The 14,720-nt window shown below is 63.7% G+C and carries 14 protein-coding genes; 7 read left to right on the forward strand and 7 right to left on the reverse strand.

Annotation, left to right across the window (positions count from 1 at the left end):
• The first annotated feature begins 195 nt into the window (after positions 1–195).
• The 6 genes from AC1RT8_RS24200 to AC1RT8_RS24225 are packed head-to-tail and all read left to right on the forward strand — an operon-like array spanning position 196 to position 5,735.
• Entirely contained in the window at positions 196–618 is a 423-nt protein-coding gene (locus tag AC1RT8_RS24200) for a DUF6152 family protein (protein WP_493079068.1), read from the forward strand.
• 58 nt (positions 619–676) lie between these two features.
• On the forward strand, positions 677–1,435 hold the full coding sequence (locus AC1RT8_RS24205; protein ID WP_493079069.1) for a hypothetical protein: 759 nt from the start codon (positions 677–679) through the stop codon (positions 1,433–1,435).
• 33 nt (positions 1,436–1,468) lie between these two features.
• A complete protein-coding gene (locus tag AC1RT8_RS24210; protein ID WP_493079070.1) occupies positions 1,469–1,765 on the forward strand; it encodes a hypothetical protein in 297 nt (98 codons plus the stop codon).
• Between the two features lie 40 nt (positions 1,766–1,805).
• The gene (locus tag AC1RT8_RS24215) at positions 1,806–3,839 is read left to right on the forward strand and encodes a hypothetical protein (RefSeq protein ID WP_493079072.1); all 2,034 of its coding nucleotides are present in this window, start codon (positions 1,806–1,808) and stop codon (positions 3,837–3,839) included.
• A 7-nt stretch (positions 3,840–3,846) separates the two neighbouring features.
• Positions 3,847–5,172: an MFS transporter gene (locus AC1RT8_RS24220; RefSeq protein ID WP_493079074.1), complete on the forward strand. Its 1,326-nt coding sequence runs from the start codon at positions 3,847–3,849 to the stop codon at positions 5,170–5,172.
• Between the two features lie 2 nt (positions 5,173–5,174).
• Positions 5,175–5,735: a cytochrome b gene (locus tag AC1RT8_RS24225; protein WP_493079076.1), complete on the forward strand. Its 561-nt coding sequence runs from the start codon at positions 5,175–5,177 to the stop codon at positions 5,733–5,735.
• A 21-nt stretch (positions 5,736–5,756) separates the two neighbouring features.
• On the opposite strand, the gene AC1RT8_RS24230 is transcribed toward AC1RT8_RS24225, so the two are convergent.
• The 7 genes from AC1RT8_RS24230 to AC1RT8_RS24260 form a co-directional block, all read right to left on the reverse strand.
• Positions 5,757–7,775: a TonB-dependent receptor gene (locus AC1RT8_RS24230; RefSeq protein WP_493079078.1), complete on the reverse strand. Its 2,019-nt coding sequence runs from the start codon at positions 7,773–7,775 to the stop codon at positions 5,757–5,759.
• 191 nt (positions 7,776–7,966) lie between these two features.
• The gene (locus AC1RT8_RS24235; RefSeq protein ID WP_493079080.1) at positions 7,967–8,626 is read right to left on the reverse strand and encodes a cytochrome b; all 660 of its coding nucleotides are present in this window, start codon (positions 8,624–8,626) and stop codon (positions 7,967–7,969) included.
• Positions 8,626–9,486 (reverse strand): fumarylacetoacetate hydrolase family protein, encoded by an 861-nt coding sequence (locus AC1RT8_RS24240; protein WP_493079082.1) that lies wholly within the window; start codon positions 9,484–9,486, stop codon positions 8,626–8,628. Before AC1RT8_RS24240 ends, AC1RT8_RS24235 begins: the two co-directional genes overlap by 1 nt.
• A gap of 20 nt (positions 9,487–9,506) precedes the next feature.
• Positions 9,507–9,947, reverse strand: coding sequence for a GlcG/HbpS family heme-binding protein (locus tag AC1RT8_RS24245; RefSeq protein WP_493079084.1), 441 nt, complete (start codon positions 9,945–9,947; stop codon positions 9,507–9,509).
• Positions 9,948–9,957: 10 nt separating this feature from the next.
• Positions 9,958–10,395, reverse strand: a complete 438-nt coding sequence (locus tag AC1RT8_RS24250) for a nuclear transport factor 2 family protein (RefSeq protein WP_493079085.1) — start codon at positions 10,393–10,395, stop codon at positions 9,958–9,960.
• On the reverse strand, positions 10,395–10,898 hold the full coding sequence (locus AC1RT8_RS24255; protein WP_493079087.1) for a DUF6644 family protein: 504 nt from the start codon (positions 10,896–10,898) through the stop codon (positions 10,395–10,397). The genes AC1RT8_RS24250 and AC1RT8_RS24255 overlap by 1 nt, the downstream gene beginning before the upstream one ends.
• Positions 10,898–11,458, reverse strand: coding sequence for a hypothetical protein (locus tag AC1RT8_RS24260; protein ID WP_493079088.1), 561 nt, complete (start codon positions 11,456–11,458; stop codon positions 10,898–10,900). Before AC1RT8_RS24260 ends, AC1RT8_RS24255 begins: the two co-directional genes overlap by 1 nt.
• A 367-nt stretch (positions 11,459–11,825) precedes the next feature.
• On the opposite strand from AC1RT8_RS24260, the gene AC1RT8_RS24265 reads away from it, so the two are divergent.
• Positions 11,826–14,696 (forward strand): TonB-dependent receptor domain-containing protein, encoded by a 2,871-nt coding sequence (locus tag AC1RT8_RS24265; protein WP_493079090.1) that lies wholly within the window; start codon positions 11,826–11,828, stop codon positions 14,694–14,696.
• The last annotated feature ends 24 nt before the right edge of the window (positions 14,697–14,720 follow it).

The raw sequence follows: 14,720 nt of genomic DNA on the forward strand, positions 1-14,720 counted from the left end.
TGATCAGCCATCGCCATCTCCCTGAATTGTGTCAAAGTGTTTCAAAGTTTATCGAAACTATTCTTTCAGATAACCTTCGATATCCGGGATAGAAATAATAAATAACTTTTGCAAGTCTATGTCTGCACGTAGGGATAATAGACCTATTACTGCGAATGACTCAGGCAAGCCGTTCGCGCAATGATGGAGAGATCAATGAAGAGCATGGGAAAGGGCCCGAGCCTCGGCGCGGCAGTCGCCGGCCTGATGATGATGGCCGGCACAGCGACCGTCGCGACGACGATCGCTGTGCCGGCGTTTGCACATCACTCGTTCGCGGGCTTCGACAAGAACCGCAAAGTGACGATCTCGGGCACGGTCAAGCAGTGGCAGTTCACCAACCCGCATAGCTGGCTGCAGCTCAACGTCGTCGAGAACGGCCGCGAGGTCGAGTACAGCATCGAGGGCGCGAGCGTGAACACGCTGATCCGCCGCGGATGGGGCCGCACGACCTTCAAGGCCGGCGATAAGATCACGGTCGTCATGTACCCGCTCACGAACGGCAAGAAGGGCGGCGCCTTCCTCACTGCGACCTTCGCCAATGGCAAGACGATCAGTTCGGGCATCACGCCCAACTGACACGAAAACGGACGCGTGCGGGCGGCGGTGCCGCCCGTAGCAGTGAAGGGAGGAAGTCTTGAAACCACGTAATCATGCGCGCGCATTGAGCGGCGCGCTCCTGGGTCTCTCCGTTGCGGCAGGGGCGCTGATCGCCGCGCCCGCTTCGGCCCAGACCGCCACCTATCCAAACGGCGCGCCCGAGGTCCCCGATCTTGCCAGCCTGCCCGACTGGGACGGCCTGTGGGAACGCGACCAGGACAATGTCTGGGACAACCGGATCCCGGTCGGCCAGCCCCAGGAACCGCCCTACAACGACGAATACAAGGCGCTGGCCAAGGACGGCCCTCCCGGACGGCGCGGCTCGGCGTTCAACTCGATGCCGGGTTTCCTGAGCATGCTGTTCCCGATGGAGATCCAGGTCAGCCGCATGCAGATGACCATCATGTCGGAGAACAAGGAGAATTACCGGCGTATCTATACCGATGGCCGGGTCCATACCGAGGACACGCTGCCGAGTTCGAACGGCCATTCGGTGGGCAAATGGGTCAATGGCGAGTTGCACGTCGATACCTGCTGCATCCGCGAGGACACCCGCTTGCCGGGCAACGGGCCGCACAGCGATGCGCTCCGCATCACCGAGCGCTGGTATCTGCGCGATTACAAGACGCTCGTGACCGAGGTCACCGTCGAAGATCCCAAGGCGCTCACCAAACCCTGGACGACCGAGAAGATCTGGCATCGCCGTCCCGACTGGGAACCGGTCGAATATGACCGCGAGGAGAATGATCGCGATCGTCCCGCCCCGGGTGCGGGCCGGCCCGCACCGGCCGAATAGCCGCATCCACGAAATATCCCAGGAGTCACTCGAATGGCATTCCTTCCTCTCGGCACGGCGATGCTCTCCGCGCTGCTCCTTGTCCCACAGGCGACCGGCCCGGTCACCAGCGACCGCCGCATGTTCTTCAGGCCCCACACTCCCGACCAGACCGAATTGCTGCAGCGCGCGACCAGCCTCGCCATCGGCAATCTGGCCTGGGAAAGCGTGACGGTCGCTGAAGTCCAGAAGAGCAAGACCGGCTTCAAATGGACCGCCACCACGCGTTCCAACAAATATTTCTGCACCGCCGATACCGACGGCGGAAACCCATCCTGCGATCGGCCCTGACGGCCTTTCGGACATCAACGATCGTATCAAGGAGAAGCCGGTGTCTATCTTCACGAGCCTTCAAGTGCGCCGATCGCGCAAGGCCAGCCTCGCGCGCATGAGCATGACCGCGGCCCTCGGGCTGGCGCTCGCTACTCCTCTCTTTATCGGCATGCCGACCCAGGCGGTCGCGACGGAAGCCGCGCCGTTCCTGCGCAACATGGTCAGCGTCAATGGACGTGACCGTTCCTATCTCTACCATGTCCCGGCCAATTACCGCCGCGATGGCTACAACTTCGTGGTCTATGTGCTGCCCGACAACGGCCAGAGCGCGGAGGCGTTCGACCGACAATCGGGCTGGCGCAAGCTGGCCGACGAACAGAATTTCGTGGTCGTGTTCCTTCAGCCCGAGGGCGAAGGCTGGGCGCAGAACAGCGGCGGCGAAGATGCCTATGTGAAGGCGGTTTACGACCACGCGATCGGGCACCTGACAGTTGGTGCTCCTGCCGGCCGCGGCGCGGGTGGCGCCCCTGGTGGCGCACCGCGCGGCGAGGGCACCGGGGCGGCCGCTGAAGGCGGCCCGCCTGCCGGCGCGCCACGGCCCGAGGGCGGTCGCGGCGGTCAACCGGCGGCCGCGGGCGAAGGCGCTCCGGGCGGCCGAGCGCCGCGAGCCCAGACCTGGGTCCCGTTTCATTTCGTTACGGGCGTGGGCGCCGGTGCCACCGTCGCCCAGGAATTCGTGATCAACAATCCCGGCGTGTTCGCCGCGCTCGCGACCCTGGACGGCGCGCCGTTCGACGCCGCCTATGTCAGAGGCAATGAACCCGCCCAGGGCTATTTTCAGAATATGCGCGCAGGCAAGAATGCCGCGCCGGTCTGGAAGCAGCTGAAAAAGGACGTGCCGGTCGCGGCCTGGCTGTTCACCACCGGGGAGCCGACTCCGGCCGAAGCGAAGCTCGTCGATTATTGGAAGCGTAGCAGCGCAGTGGCTCCCGCGGCTCAGTCCGCGACCATCGGCGGGTTGCCGGTGAGCGCATTCCGCAATGCGGCCAATCCCGCTCAGCAGATCCGGACCACGCGACTCGGCGAAGTCGCCACATATAATGAGGCGATGACATCGGCGATCTGGAAAGATTTCTTCGCGCATACCGCGCGCTGGACGTCATCCCCGAACGGCGATCTGGGTACCATGCTGACCGAGGCCGAGACGCGCGCCCTCTTCGATGCGCGCACCCTCACCGTCGAGGGCAAGGCATATCAATATTACGTCAAGACACCTTCGACCTATCAGAAGGGCCAGTCGCTCCCGCTGGTGATCGCTGCACATGGCGCCTTCTTTCCGGCATGGCTCTATGCCAGCCAGATCCGGATGCACGATGTCGGCGAGAAGGAGGGCTTCATCACGGTCTATGTGAACGGCCAGCAGAACCGCTGGGATTTCACCAATCCCGATGGCCCCGACGCCAAGTTCATCGAGGGCGTGATCGGAGAGCTGGCGGGAAGCTACGGGATCGATCGCACCCGCGTCTATATGCAGGGTTTCTCACTCGGCAGCGGCATCAGCTACATGATGGGGATCACCCATCCCATGCTGTTCGCCGCAGTCTCACCCAATAACGGCATCGGGCCGATGGCACCGCCGGTCAAGGCGCGTGTCGCCGAGTTCAAGGCGCAGGGCGACGTCCGCCTCCCGATGATGATCGTCTATGGCGATGTGGACAGTGCCGGATCGGTCGATGCCAGGATTCCGGCGCAAGGCGTGCTGCGTGGCGCGATCGACGAGATGAAGGCCTATAACAACATCAAGGTCCCGGATCAGGTCGTCAGCTACAACAGCCCCAATGCGCTGACCTATGAAGTGCTGGTGCCCGGCGCCAAGCTGGTCAAGCAGGGCGTCGACAAGCGCTACAAGGACGGCCGCTTCCAGATCAGCGCCTATTCGAGCGCCGATCCCAGGCCGCTCAATCTGTTCAGCTTCGTCTGGGTGACCGACATGTCGCACGGGCAGGATCCGCGCACGGCGCAGCTCGAATGGGATTATTTCAAGCAGTGGCGCCGCAATGCCGATGGCACGCTGACCTATAGCGGTCGCTGAGCAGATGATGAGCGCACTCGAAGCCGGAGTCCCGCTTGCGGGCCCCGGTGCCGCCGCCCGCCTCAGCGGGTTCCAGATTGCGACCTTCCTGCTTTGCGCGAGCGTGGCGATGATCGATGGTTTCGACACTCAGGCCATCGCGCTCGCCGCTCCGGAGATCGCGGCGGCGTGGGAGGTCGAACCGTCGATGTTCGGCGGCGTGTTCGCGGCCGGTCTGTTCGGCGCGCTGTTCGGCGCGCTCGGCTTCGGGATCGCGGCCGACCGTTTCGGCCGCAAGCCGAGCCTCCTCGTCGCGATATTGTTGTTCGGCGCGGTGACCCTGCTCACCCCCTTTGCCACATCGCTGACCGACCTCGTCATCGTCCGGTTCGTGACCGGCCTCGGGCTTGGCGGGGCCCTACCCGGCGTGATCGCGGTGACATCGGAATATTCGCCGCCCAATCGCCGCGCCACGATCGTCTCGCTGATGTTCTGCGGCTTTCCGCTCGGCGCCGTCATCGGGGGCGTGGCCGCCGCACAGCTCATCCCCGCTCATGGCTGGGAGATTCTTTTCCATATCGGCGGGATCGTCCCGCTTCTGTTGCTGCCCGTGATCGCAGTCCTCATGCCGGAATCGATCCGCTTCCTCGCCTTGAGGGGCGAGCACGGCGCGATCGAGAAGATCCGCCAGCGGATGAATTTCAACGACCCTGTCGAGACGCCGCAGCGCAACGACGCGCCCCGCAACTCGATCCTGGCCCTGTTCGATGCGAACAAGGCGCTGGGCACCTGGATCCTCACGATCACCTTCCTGCTGAGCCTCATGCTCGCCTATTTCCTGGTGAACTGGCTCCCGCTACTCGCGCGCCAGGCGGGCGTCGGGATGCAGGGCGCGGTGCTCGGCGTCGCGGCGCTCAATCTCGGCGCGATCCTGGGCTGCCTGATCATCGGCCGCCTTGCCGACCGGATCGGCCCTGCCCGTCCCATCGGCATTGGCTATGCGCTCGGCGCCGTCGCGATCGCGTTGATCGGCGTGAGCGCGCATTCGGCACCGCTCCTGCTGTTCATGTGCTTCGTTGCCGGCGCGCTCAGCATCGGCGCGCAGATGTGCGTCGTGGCGCTCGGCGCGATATTCTATGAAACGGCGATCCGCGCGACCGGCGTGGGCTGGCTGATGGGGACCGGGCGCATCGGGGCTATCCTCGGTCCCATCCTCGGCGGCGTGCTGATCGCGCGGGGGGTTTCGGCATCGAGCCTGTTCGTCATTGCCGGCGGCGTATCGCTGCTCGCCGCGACCGGCGTGTTCGCGATGGGTGCGTTCGTCTTGCGGAAGTCGTCGACATCGGAGATCTGAATATGGCCAGCGTATCTGTGCAGTGGCGGGATGCCCCGTCGGGTTACGGACGGGTCACCCGCCTCCTCCACTGGTCGATGGCGGGTCTGTTCGTCTGGCAGTTCGCGACGGCCGCCTTTCACCTGATCGACGAGGATTCGGCCCTGGTCGATGCCGTGTTCTGGAGCCACCGCACGACAGGATTCCTGCTCCTCCTCCTCGTGTTCCTGCGCGGTGGCTGGAGTATCGCCAATCTGCGCCAACGGCCCGGCCGCCAGGCCGGCGCACTCGGTCGCGCCGCCAATCTCGGGCATCTCACCATCTACGCGCTGATGATCCTGGTGCCCGCCCTTGCGCTTGCCCGCTCCTATGCGAATGGCCGCGGTTTCACTTGGCTCGGCATGGAGATCATTGCCGCGACCGGTGTCGAAATGGCCTTGCTGCGGGCTGTCGCAAGCGCCCTGCATGGCCCGCTCGGCTGGCTCCTGCTTGCCCTGATCGTCGGCCATGTCGCGATGTCCATGGTGCATCAATTCATCTTCCGCGACGGGACGCTGCGGCGTATGGTGCGCGGCAGCGACTGAGCCGTCGCGCACCCTTCCTCCCTACAAGCTGATGCGCACCCCGACCCGTATCGTTCGCGGCTCGACCACCCGGCTCAGCCGGCCCTCGACAGGGCCGGTATCGACGCTGGGAACATAGGATTCGTAATAATAGGCGATATCCTTGTCGCGGCTGTCGAACACATTGAGTATCTCGGCATAGACCTGGAAGCGGCCTGGCTTGTACCCGCCGCGCAGATTGACGACGTTGCTGCCCTTGTCGCGCTGGCTGTTGTCCTCGATCAGGGGATAGGGGCCGAGATGGCGGAAGCGGGCACTCGCTTCCCATCGGTCCTGAACGATCGAGACGCCCATCTGTCCGGCATTCTCGAAAGCATTGGGGATATAGTCGCCATTGTCGTAGCGGGCATGGCTCGCGGTGTAGTTGGCGTCGAACGCCAGCCAGGACAGGGGCCGCCAGAAAGCCACTATCTCATAGCCGTGCCGCCGGCTCGCCCCGGTGGGCTCGACGGCGTTCGAATCGCCGACGAAGCGCAACTCGCTTCCGACATCGAGCCACCAATAGGTAGCGGTCGCCGTGAATTTCCCCAGCTGCAACCTTGCCCCGAGTTCCTTTCCCGTGCCGTCCACCAGAACGGGCACGGGGGTCGCGGTCACTGCCCCACGGACGTCGTTCGAATGGAACCCCCGCCCCCAATTCGCGTAGAATTCGAGATGGGGCGACAGCTGATACGCGATCGCCGCCTTGGGCGAAACGAGGCTGGCGTCGCCACTTCCCTGGCCGAGCGCTGCGGCCTCGGCGTCCTTCGCCACGACATCATAGTGATAATGGTCGCCGCGCAGGCCGCCAGTTAGACGCAGGCCTTCCAGCGGCTTCCACATCGCCTCGCCATAGGCGGAAACCGATGCCTCCCGCACACCATAGGCGCCGAAGCTGCTCACGAAGGTGCGGGCATCGGTGTGGTACACCCCGACCTTGCCGATATCGTCATAGCGGTTCTCAGTCCCGACAACCAAACTGAGGGTGGGTGCGATCTGCCAGGTCTTCTCGCCCTTCAGGCCGAAGATCCAGCGCTTGTCGAACTGATAGATCTGCGCGCTCGAGCCGTCCGGATTGGCGTAGGTCGGGTTGGAATACATGTTCCAATCGTAATATTGGGCATAGACATTGGCCCGATAGCTGTTCCCGGTGACCGCGGCATTCGCGACGAAGCGCGTCGTCTTGCCGCGCGCCGTCGGGTCCGGCGAGCAGAACACATCGGCGCAGGCGGCAGTCCCGACGATCCGCTCGGGGATCTGTTCGGTCGGGCTCCAGGTGGCGTTATAGGCCTGGAAGGTGAAATCCAGCCGGTCGCCGCCGAGCGGGTGCGCATATTTGAGAAAGCCCGAATAGTGCCGGAGATGTTCCGGCTCCTCCCATGGGCCATTGTAGATCTTGGTCTGGCCGACCAGGGTCAGATCGCCGCCGCCGAGATCCTTGACGGTTCCTCCCGCCGCCAGCCTGCCCCAGCCATAGGAGCCGGCCTCCACGGAGGCCCAGGGACGGTCATAGCGTTCGATCGTGCGCATATAGGCGGCGCCGGCGAGTGCGAAATCGCCGCCATCGGCCCGATACGGCCCCTTGCGATAATCCTCGCGCTCCACGATTTCCGGGATCAGGCCGTTGAGGTCGAGATAGCCCTGGCCATGGCCATGGGTGCGGAAGTTCATCTGGACGTCGTCGATATAGGTGGTGAAGTCGGACCCATGGTCCAGGTTGAAGCCGCGCAGGAAATATTGGTTGGCCTTCCCGCTGCCGGAATGCTGCGCCGCGACCATTCCGGGAACGGCTTCGAGCAGCTCGGCCACGCGCAGCAGCGGGCGGACGAGCAGATCCGCCCCGGCGACCGTTCCTTCGCTCGCCGCTGTCGCGACACCGATCTTACTCTCCCCGCGTCCGAACACGACGATATCGCCATTACTGTCCGGCTCGACCGCATTTTTCTCCTGCGCAACCGATGGCTGCGCGATCGCGAGCAGCGATACGCCCGTCAGCCAGCCAAAATATTTCCCTTTCATCATCCTATCTTCCCTTTTTTCTTGTCGTTCGGCCACAGCCCCGCAGGCCGGGCACGCGCAGACTCAGCCACGACCGGGCGCGCAGCCGATGCATCCTGCTCTTCACGATCCTGGCGCGCTTCTCCGCTTTCCCGCCGTCCAGACGGTGAGACGCAAGGGTTTCACCGACCAGCGCTCAGGCGGAGACGAACCGTCTATCGTACGGAAACATGTGGCATTTCGGGCCTTTCTTCGTGAAATGACGGCGCATTGGCGGGCGCCTCCACGGCCTGCGAACGGTCGGCCTCGCGATACGGGGCCATCATCCTGTCGAACGAGCCGTCGCGATCGACGGCAATGTGCTTGATTGCGGCCAGCGCATGAAAGAGCGTCCCCCAGCCAAGTATCGATGCCGCAGTGACATGACCGGCATGCATCACCTCGAAGAGCCAGGGCGATGGTTCGAACGGGGAAGGTATCTCGAGCGAGAACAGCCGAAGGGGCAGCCCCCCGGCCCACGCCATCAACGGCCCGGTCACGAGCATCGCCGCGATGGCGATCAGCAGCATCCAGTGGAAGGGCTTGCCGATCGCATAGAATCTGCGGTTCTGCCGCGGCAGGCGATCGGGGTGGCGCTTGACGACCCGCCACATGATGCGGACCCATAGCAGCGCATAGGCGGACAGCGCCACGCTGGTGTGCAGCCTGAGCGCCGCGTCGCCATCGACACCCTTGGCGGCATGGATCGAATTTCCGACGAACAACAGAGTCAGGATCACCGCCGCGCCGGCCCAGTGCAACAGGATCGAGGTCCAGCCGAAGCTGCGCCGCCCGTCCTGCCATGAAGAGGCCGAAGTGACGCGGCGGCCGGTCATCAGGGCTCAGCCACCACGCGATTCTCGATATGACCCAGGCCTTCGATCTCGACGCGGACCGTCTGTCCTTCGGTCAGGAAACGGGGTGGCTCGAAACCCTGCCCCACGCCGGCCGGTGTCCCCGTGGACAATATGTCCCCGGGCTCAAGCGTGAAGACACTCGACAGTTCCTCGATCATCTGGCCGAAGGTCCAGATCATCTCGCTGGTATTGCCGTCCTGGCGCAACTCGCCATCGACCCAGGTCCGGACCGAGAGGTGACGCGGGTCGGATACTTCATCGATGGTCGTGAGCCAGGGTCCGACGGGGCCATGCGTGTCGAACGACTTTCCGAGCGTTCCGGTCGGCGATCGTCGTTGCCAATCGCGAACCGACACGTCGTTGCAGATCATGAACCCGGCCACCACCGACAAGCCGTCGGCCGCCTTCACATGACGTGCCCGCTTCCCGACGACCATCGCGAGTTCGCCCTCGTAATCGAGCTCCGACGAGACGCGCGGCAGATGGATCGGGTCATAGGGCCCGTTCAGGGCCGTGACCTGCTTGTTGAACCACATCTGATGCTCGGGGATCGGCATGCCCCGGCGCTCCATCTCGCGCGCGTGCGAGCCGTAGCACAGGCCGAGCCCGAGAAACTTGCGCGGGCTGATCGGCGGCCCCAGGCGCACATCCGACAGCGGCATGCGACGGCCGGAACACGCCGCGCGCCGGGCCACATCGAGCGCGTCCGGCCCCGCAGCGACCAGTTCGGTCACCGATGGCGGCAATGCCTCTCCGCCGGTCGCGAGGTCGATGATCTCGTCGCCTTCGACCGCGCCAATGCGCCAGGCCGCGCCATCGTGGAATTGGGCCAGTTTCATTCAAAGGCTCCTGCAAGCGATCAATGCGTGCCGCCGACATCGGGCGTCAGCCCCGCCCGGTCGATGCCAAACACCGCGCAGGCCTCGTCCTTGTCCGGCATGTCGCCGCTGATCCCGACGGCACCGATCACGTCGCCATTCACGCCGCGGATCAGGACTCCGCCGGGGACTGGAATGACGCGTCCGTCCGATGCGCCGACCAACGCAGTGTAGAAGGCCGGCGCCATCTCGCTGCGTTGCGCGAGCGCCCGTCCGCCAAGACCCATGCCCAGCGTGCCCCAAGCCTTGCCGATCGCGATATTCGGCCGCAGTATCCCTGCGGTGTCCTGTCGCTTGAACGCGACCAGATGCCCCCCTGCGTCGAGAACGCCGACGGTGAGCGGGTTGAGGTCGAGCGTTGCCGCGTGAGAGAGCGCCTCATCGACGATGATCGCCGCTTTTTCGAGGGTGAGTTCGGCCATGAGGTGATCCTTATCGAGTTGGGACGGCATCGAGCGGCAGGCTGGTCGTGAAGGCCCGCTGATAGAGGTGCTCGGCAAACCGCCAAACGCCCTGCCGATCGCGCACCAGACGGCAATCGACATTGCCAATCCGCATCTGCAGCGCAGCTTCCGAGACCAGTGGCTCGAAGGCATAGTTTGTCAGCAGCGCCGTTACACGCACGGCGTCCGTGTCGATCTCGGACATGGAAATGTTCGCCCAGACATGCCGGGTCATGCGCCGGGAATCGGCAAGCCGCTCGCTGTAGAACTGCCCGATAGCCTTCGCGCCGACGATCGTCTTGTCGCCCGGGCGGAAAAGGCCGTCCTTCGTGAAGCAGTCGGCGATGGCGTGGAGGCGACGTTGATCGACGGCCTCGGTGAAACGGACAAGCAGATGAGCGGGGTCAGTCTGGGATATCGGCGTCATCAGATGAACCCTCCGACGCCTTCCCAATCGGGCAGCAGACGGCCGATGATCAGGATCGTGAACCACAAGGTGAGCGAGGCGGCGCCGACGAACTTCGTGCCGAGCGGCGTGTCTGCGCCGACGGGAAGCGCGAGAATGCGCTTGCGGGCGCCGAGTTCGAACCAGGCGATATTGGCGAACGCGAAGAAGAGGAGCAGCACCTTGATCTGGAAGGCTGGGTTCGACCAGTAATTGAACGGATCCGCCGTGAAAAAGCCGATGCCGCTCACCAGATTGATTGCCAGCCCACCCGCCGCGACGTGGCTGAATTTCAGGACGCTGCTTGGCGGAACGTCGCGAAACCGGCCGAGCAGGCGCAGATCGACGATCAGCATCGCCCCGAGCAGGATGCACAATCCGATGAAGTGCAGCGTCTCGAACGTCGGAAAGAGCCAGGGGATGTCGCGGGTCGCGACGCCAAGCCAAGTGCCCTTGATCCAGGCAAGAATGTCATGCTCGCTCATCATTCGAATCCCGGTGCAAGCGTGTAGGCGATCATCCGGCCGGCGATGATCGCACTGATCCAGAAAAGGGCGGTGATAACGGCGGCAATGCGCGCTCTGGTGCTGAAGGTCTCGGCCTGCACGGCAGCGCCTGGCCCGACGGCCCCGCCGGCAATGGCACTAGTGCCGTCCTCGGCGGCCATCGTCGCGGCCCTCGCCCCGCCCTCCTCCAGGAGAATCCGCCACAGAAACCAGGTTGCGACGCCGGCAAGGAGGATGAAGCCGATCTTCAACTGGAAGGTCCAGTTGCCGATGTAGCGGTCCCCATCCGACATGAAGAGCAACAGGCCGGAGATCGCGTTGAGGGCGACGCCTGCCCAGGCGAAGGCGATCAAGCGCTCGAACAGGCTCAACGGCACCGAGCGCGCATAACCCAGGATGCGCAAGCTGGTCATCAGGCCGCAACCGACGACCAGCGCCATGCCGCTGGCATGCATGCACAGCAGGATGGGGTTCGCCCAGGGCGAGTAGAGCACCCATTCGGCGAGCGACGTGCCCTTCAGCCAGATCAGGAAATCCACGCACTCCCCCCCCTATCGACAGCGCCTTTAACGGCATTGCCGGAGGCCGTGATCGGACGGCCGCCGGACCAGGGAATGCCCTGGCAATGGCGCTTTTCCGCCCACCCAGAATACGAGTCAAGTTAAAATCAACTATAATTCTTGCATTCTCGAAGTAATGCAAGACTAACTTCAAACATATTGGAATATATCAAAATCCAATCTCCGATAAACTTTGATACAATAAACTAAAAAACAAAATATATTGCGAGATGGTATCATTTGTAACAATGTGCGCTGGCAATGTGCCGGATATTTGCTGATCGCATCAGTTTGAGATGCAGGCCGGGCTCCGAGCACACCAGAAAATGGACTAAGGGAGGGGATTATGAGGATTTTCGCGACTCTGAACGCCGGTGTGTGCCTGTTGGCGCTTGCGCCTTCGGCCTGGGCCCAAGCCAGCGCGGCGCCCGACTCGTCACCGCAATCAGCGCCGCGGACGGCTGAGCCGGAGGGGCCGGAACCGACCGAGGCCGAGGTCATCGTGACCGGCTCGCGCGTCATCCGCGACGGCCGCGACGCCCCGACGCCGGTGACCGTCACGTCCGTCGAACAGATGCAGCTCACGCCGTCCAACATTCCCGAGGCGCTGAACAAGCTGCCCCAGTTCGCCGGTTCCACCACCAGCGTCGGCGCGGGCAATGGCGCGGGCAGCGGCCGATCGAATATCTTCACCGGCAATTATATCAACCTGCGCTCCTTTGGGGCGATCCGCACGCTCGTGCTCCAGGACGGCCACCGGGTCCCCCCGACGGCGATCAACGGCCAGGTCGACACCAATACGATCCCCCAGATGCTGGTCGAGCGCGTTGAGGTCGTGACCGGCGGCGCGTCCGCCGTCTATGGTTCGGACGCAGTGACGGGCGTCGTCAACTTCGTCCTCGACAAGGATTTCACCGGCCTCAAGGCGAATTTGCAGACCGGCATTTCATCGCGGGGCGATGCGCCTTCCTGGAAAGCGGGCATTGCCGCCGGCTTCAATATCACCGAGCGCGGCCATTTCGAATTCAGCGCGGAGCATTATGACAATAAGGGCCTGGAATCGCAGGCCGACCGGAGCTACTCCGCCAATGCGCCGGTCTATGTCGGCGCGGGGACGGCGGCCAATCCCTATTACATGATCAACAATGGCCGGCTCTCCAATACCGCGCCGGGCGGCCTCGCGACGAGCGGCCCCTTCGCCAACCAGCAATTCGTCGGCACCGGCGTGCTGGCGCCCTTCGATCGCGGTACGAGCACCCCGACGAACAATGTCGCGAGCGGCGGCGACGGCGGCTATTTCGGGGGTACGCTGGTCAACAGCCTGGAGACCAACCAGCTCTTCGGCCGCTTCGACTATGACATCGCGGACAATATGAAATTCTATGTCGAGGCCACCTATGCCGATGCCTCGACCGCGCCGCACAACCTCAACGAGCGCGTCGCCAGCTATACGATCTTCAGCGGCAACGCCTTCCTGCCGGCGAACGCGCAGGCGCTTCTGACGGGTGCCAATGCGCCGTCCTTCACCTTGGGCCGAGTCAATAGCGATCTAGCCGCCGATGCGGTGACGCGGCAGAAGACGACGGTTTTCCGGGTCACCACCGGCGTCGACGGCAAGCTCGGCACGTTCGACTGGGGTGTCTATTACACCCATGGCCAATCGAAGGTCACCTCGGTCACCGAGAACAACATCAACTATCCGCACCTCTATGCGGCGCTCGACGCGGTGCGCGATCCGAGCGGCAATACGGTATGCCGGATCACACTGACCAATCCGACCAGCCCGCTGGCCGCCGGCTGCGCGCCGATCAACATGTTCGGCACGAACAATCAGAGCGATGCCGCCCTCAATTACATCTATGGCGACACCTCCTGGCAGGCCGTCAGCAAGATGGACGATGTCGGCGGCAGCATTTCCGGCAATCTGTTCAATAACTGGGCCGGCCCGGTCACGGCGTCGATCAACGCGGAATATCGCAAACAAAGCCTCGACCAGACGACCAGCGACGATCCCAACTATCTTCCGGCGGGCATCTATACGGGCGTCCGGGGCGTGTCGGCCTCAGCATTGCCGCCGCTCTGGGCCTATCTGACGGAGCCACCGCGCAGCGGCGAAAACGAGGTGTGGGAAGTCGGCACCGAAGTCCTCTTCCCCCTGCTGGCGAACGCCCCGCTGGCGCGGAAGCTCGATTTCAACGGCGCGGTACGGTTCACCCACTACGGCAATAGCGGCTCCGTCGTGACCTATAAGCTTGGCCTCACCTATGAGCCGATCGACGGACTTCGCTTTCGCGCCGCGAGATCTCGCGACATCCGGGCGCCTACCCTGGCGGACCTGTCGCCCAACAAGGGCCTGAGCTTCACCCGGATCGTCGATCCGCTGACCGGGGTGACGGGCAACGTCAACGTCCAGACCAGCGGCAATCCCGATCTGGTACCCGAGGTGGCGCGGACTTACACGGCCGGCGTGGTCTATCAGCCGAGCTGGCTGCCGCGGCTGACGCTGTCGTTCGATTATTACAATATCCTCATCGACAACGCGATCAGCTCGCTCGCCGGATCGAACGCCGCGGTTCTGCAGCAATGCGCCGCGTCCGGCGGGTCATCCCCGCTCTGCAGCCTGATCAGCCGGCCTTTGCCCTATAGCAACACCACGGCCGCGAACTTCCCGACTTTGACGATGACGCAGAGCCTCAATATCGCCGAAGCCTATACCGAGGGCTTCGACGTGGAGGCGAGCTACGGTTTCGATCTCGGCCGGCCGGGGCAGGTGAATCTGCGGCTGCTCTACAGCTACCAGCCGATCCTGAAGACGCGGTCCTATCCCGACGCAATCCTGGACAATGACGCGGGGCAGGTCGGCCTGTCCAAGCACCGCGTGACGGGCTTTGTCGGCTACAAGAACGGTCCGTTCGCCCTCGATGTGCAGATGCGCTATTCGAGCAAGCAATTGCGGCAGGAAACGGTCGGCGTCGTCTACACCGATCCGTATCTGCCCTCGCAATTCTACACCGACCTCAACCTTGCCTATGATGTCCGCTTCGGCACGAACAGCAATATGCAGCTGTTCATGAATATTGGTAATCTGTTTGACCAGCAGCCGCGCGTTTCGCCGGCCCTGTTGCGGACGAGTTCGCCGGGCACTGCGTCTCCCGCAGTGCTCGGCGACGACCCGATCGGGCGCTATTATACGGTTGGCGTTCGCTTCAAGTTGTAAGGCTGAAACAGGCTGGAGCGCCGG

This window comes from Sphingomonas sp. GW821-FHT10F11, assembly GCF_058809095.1.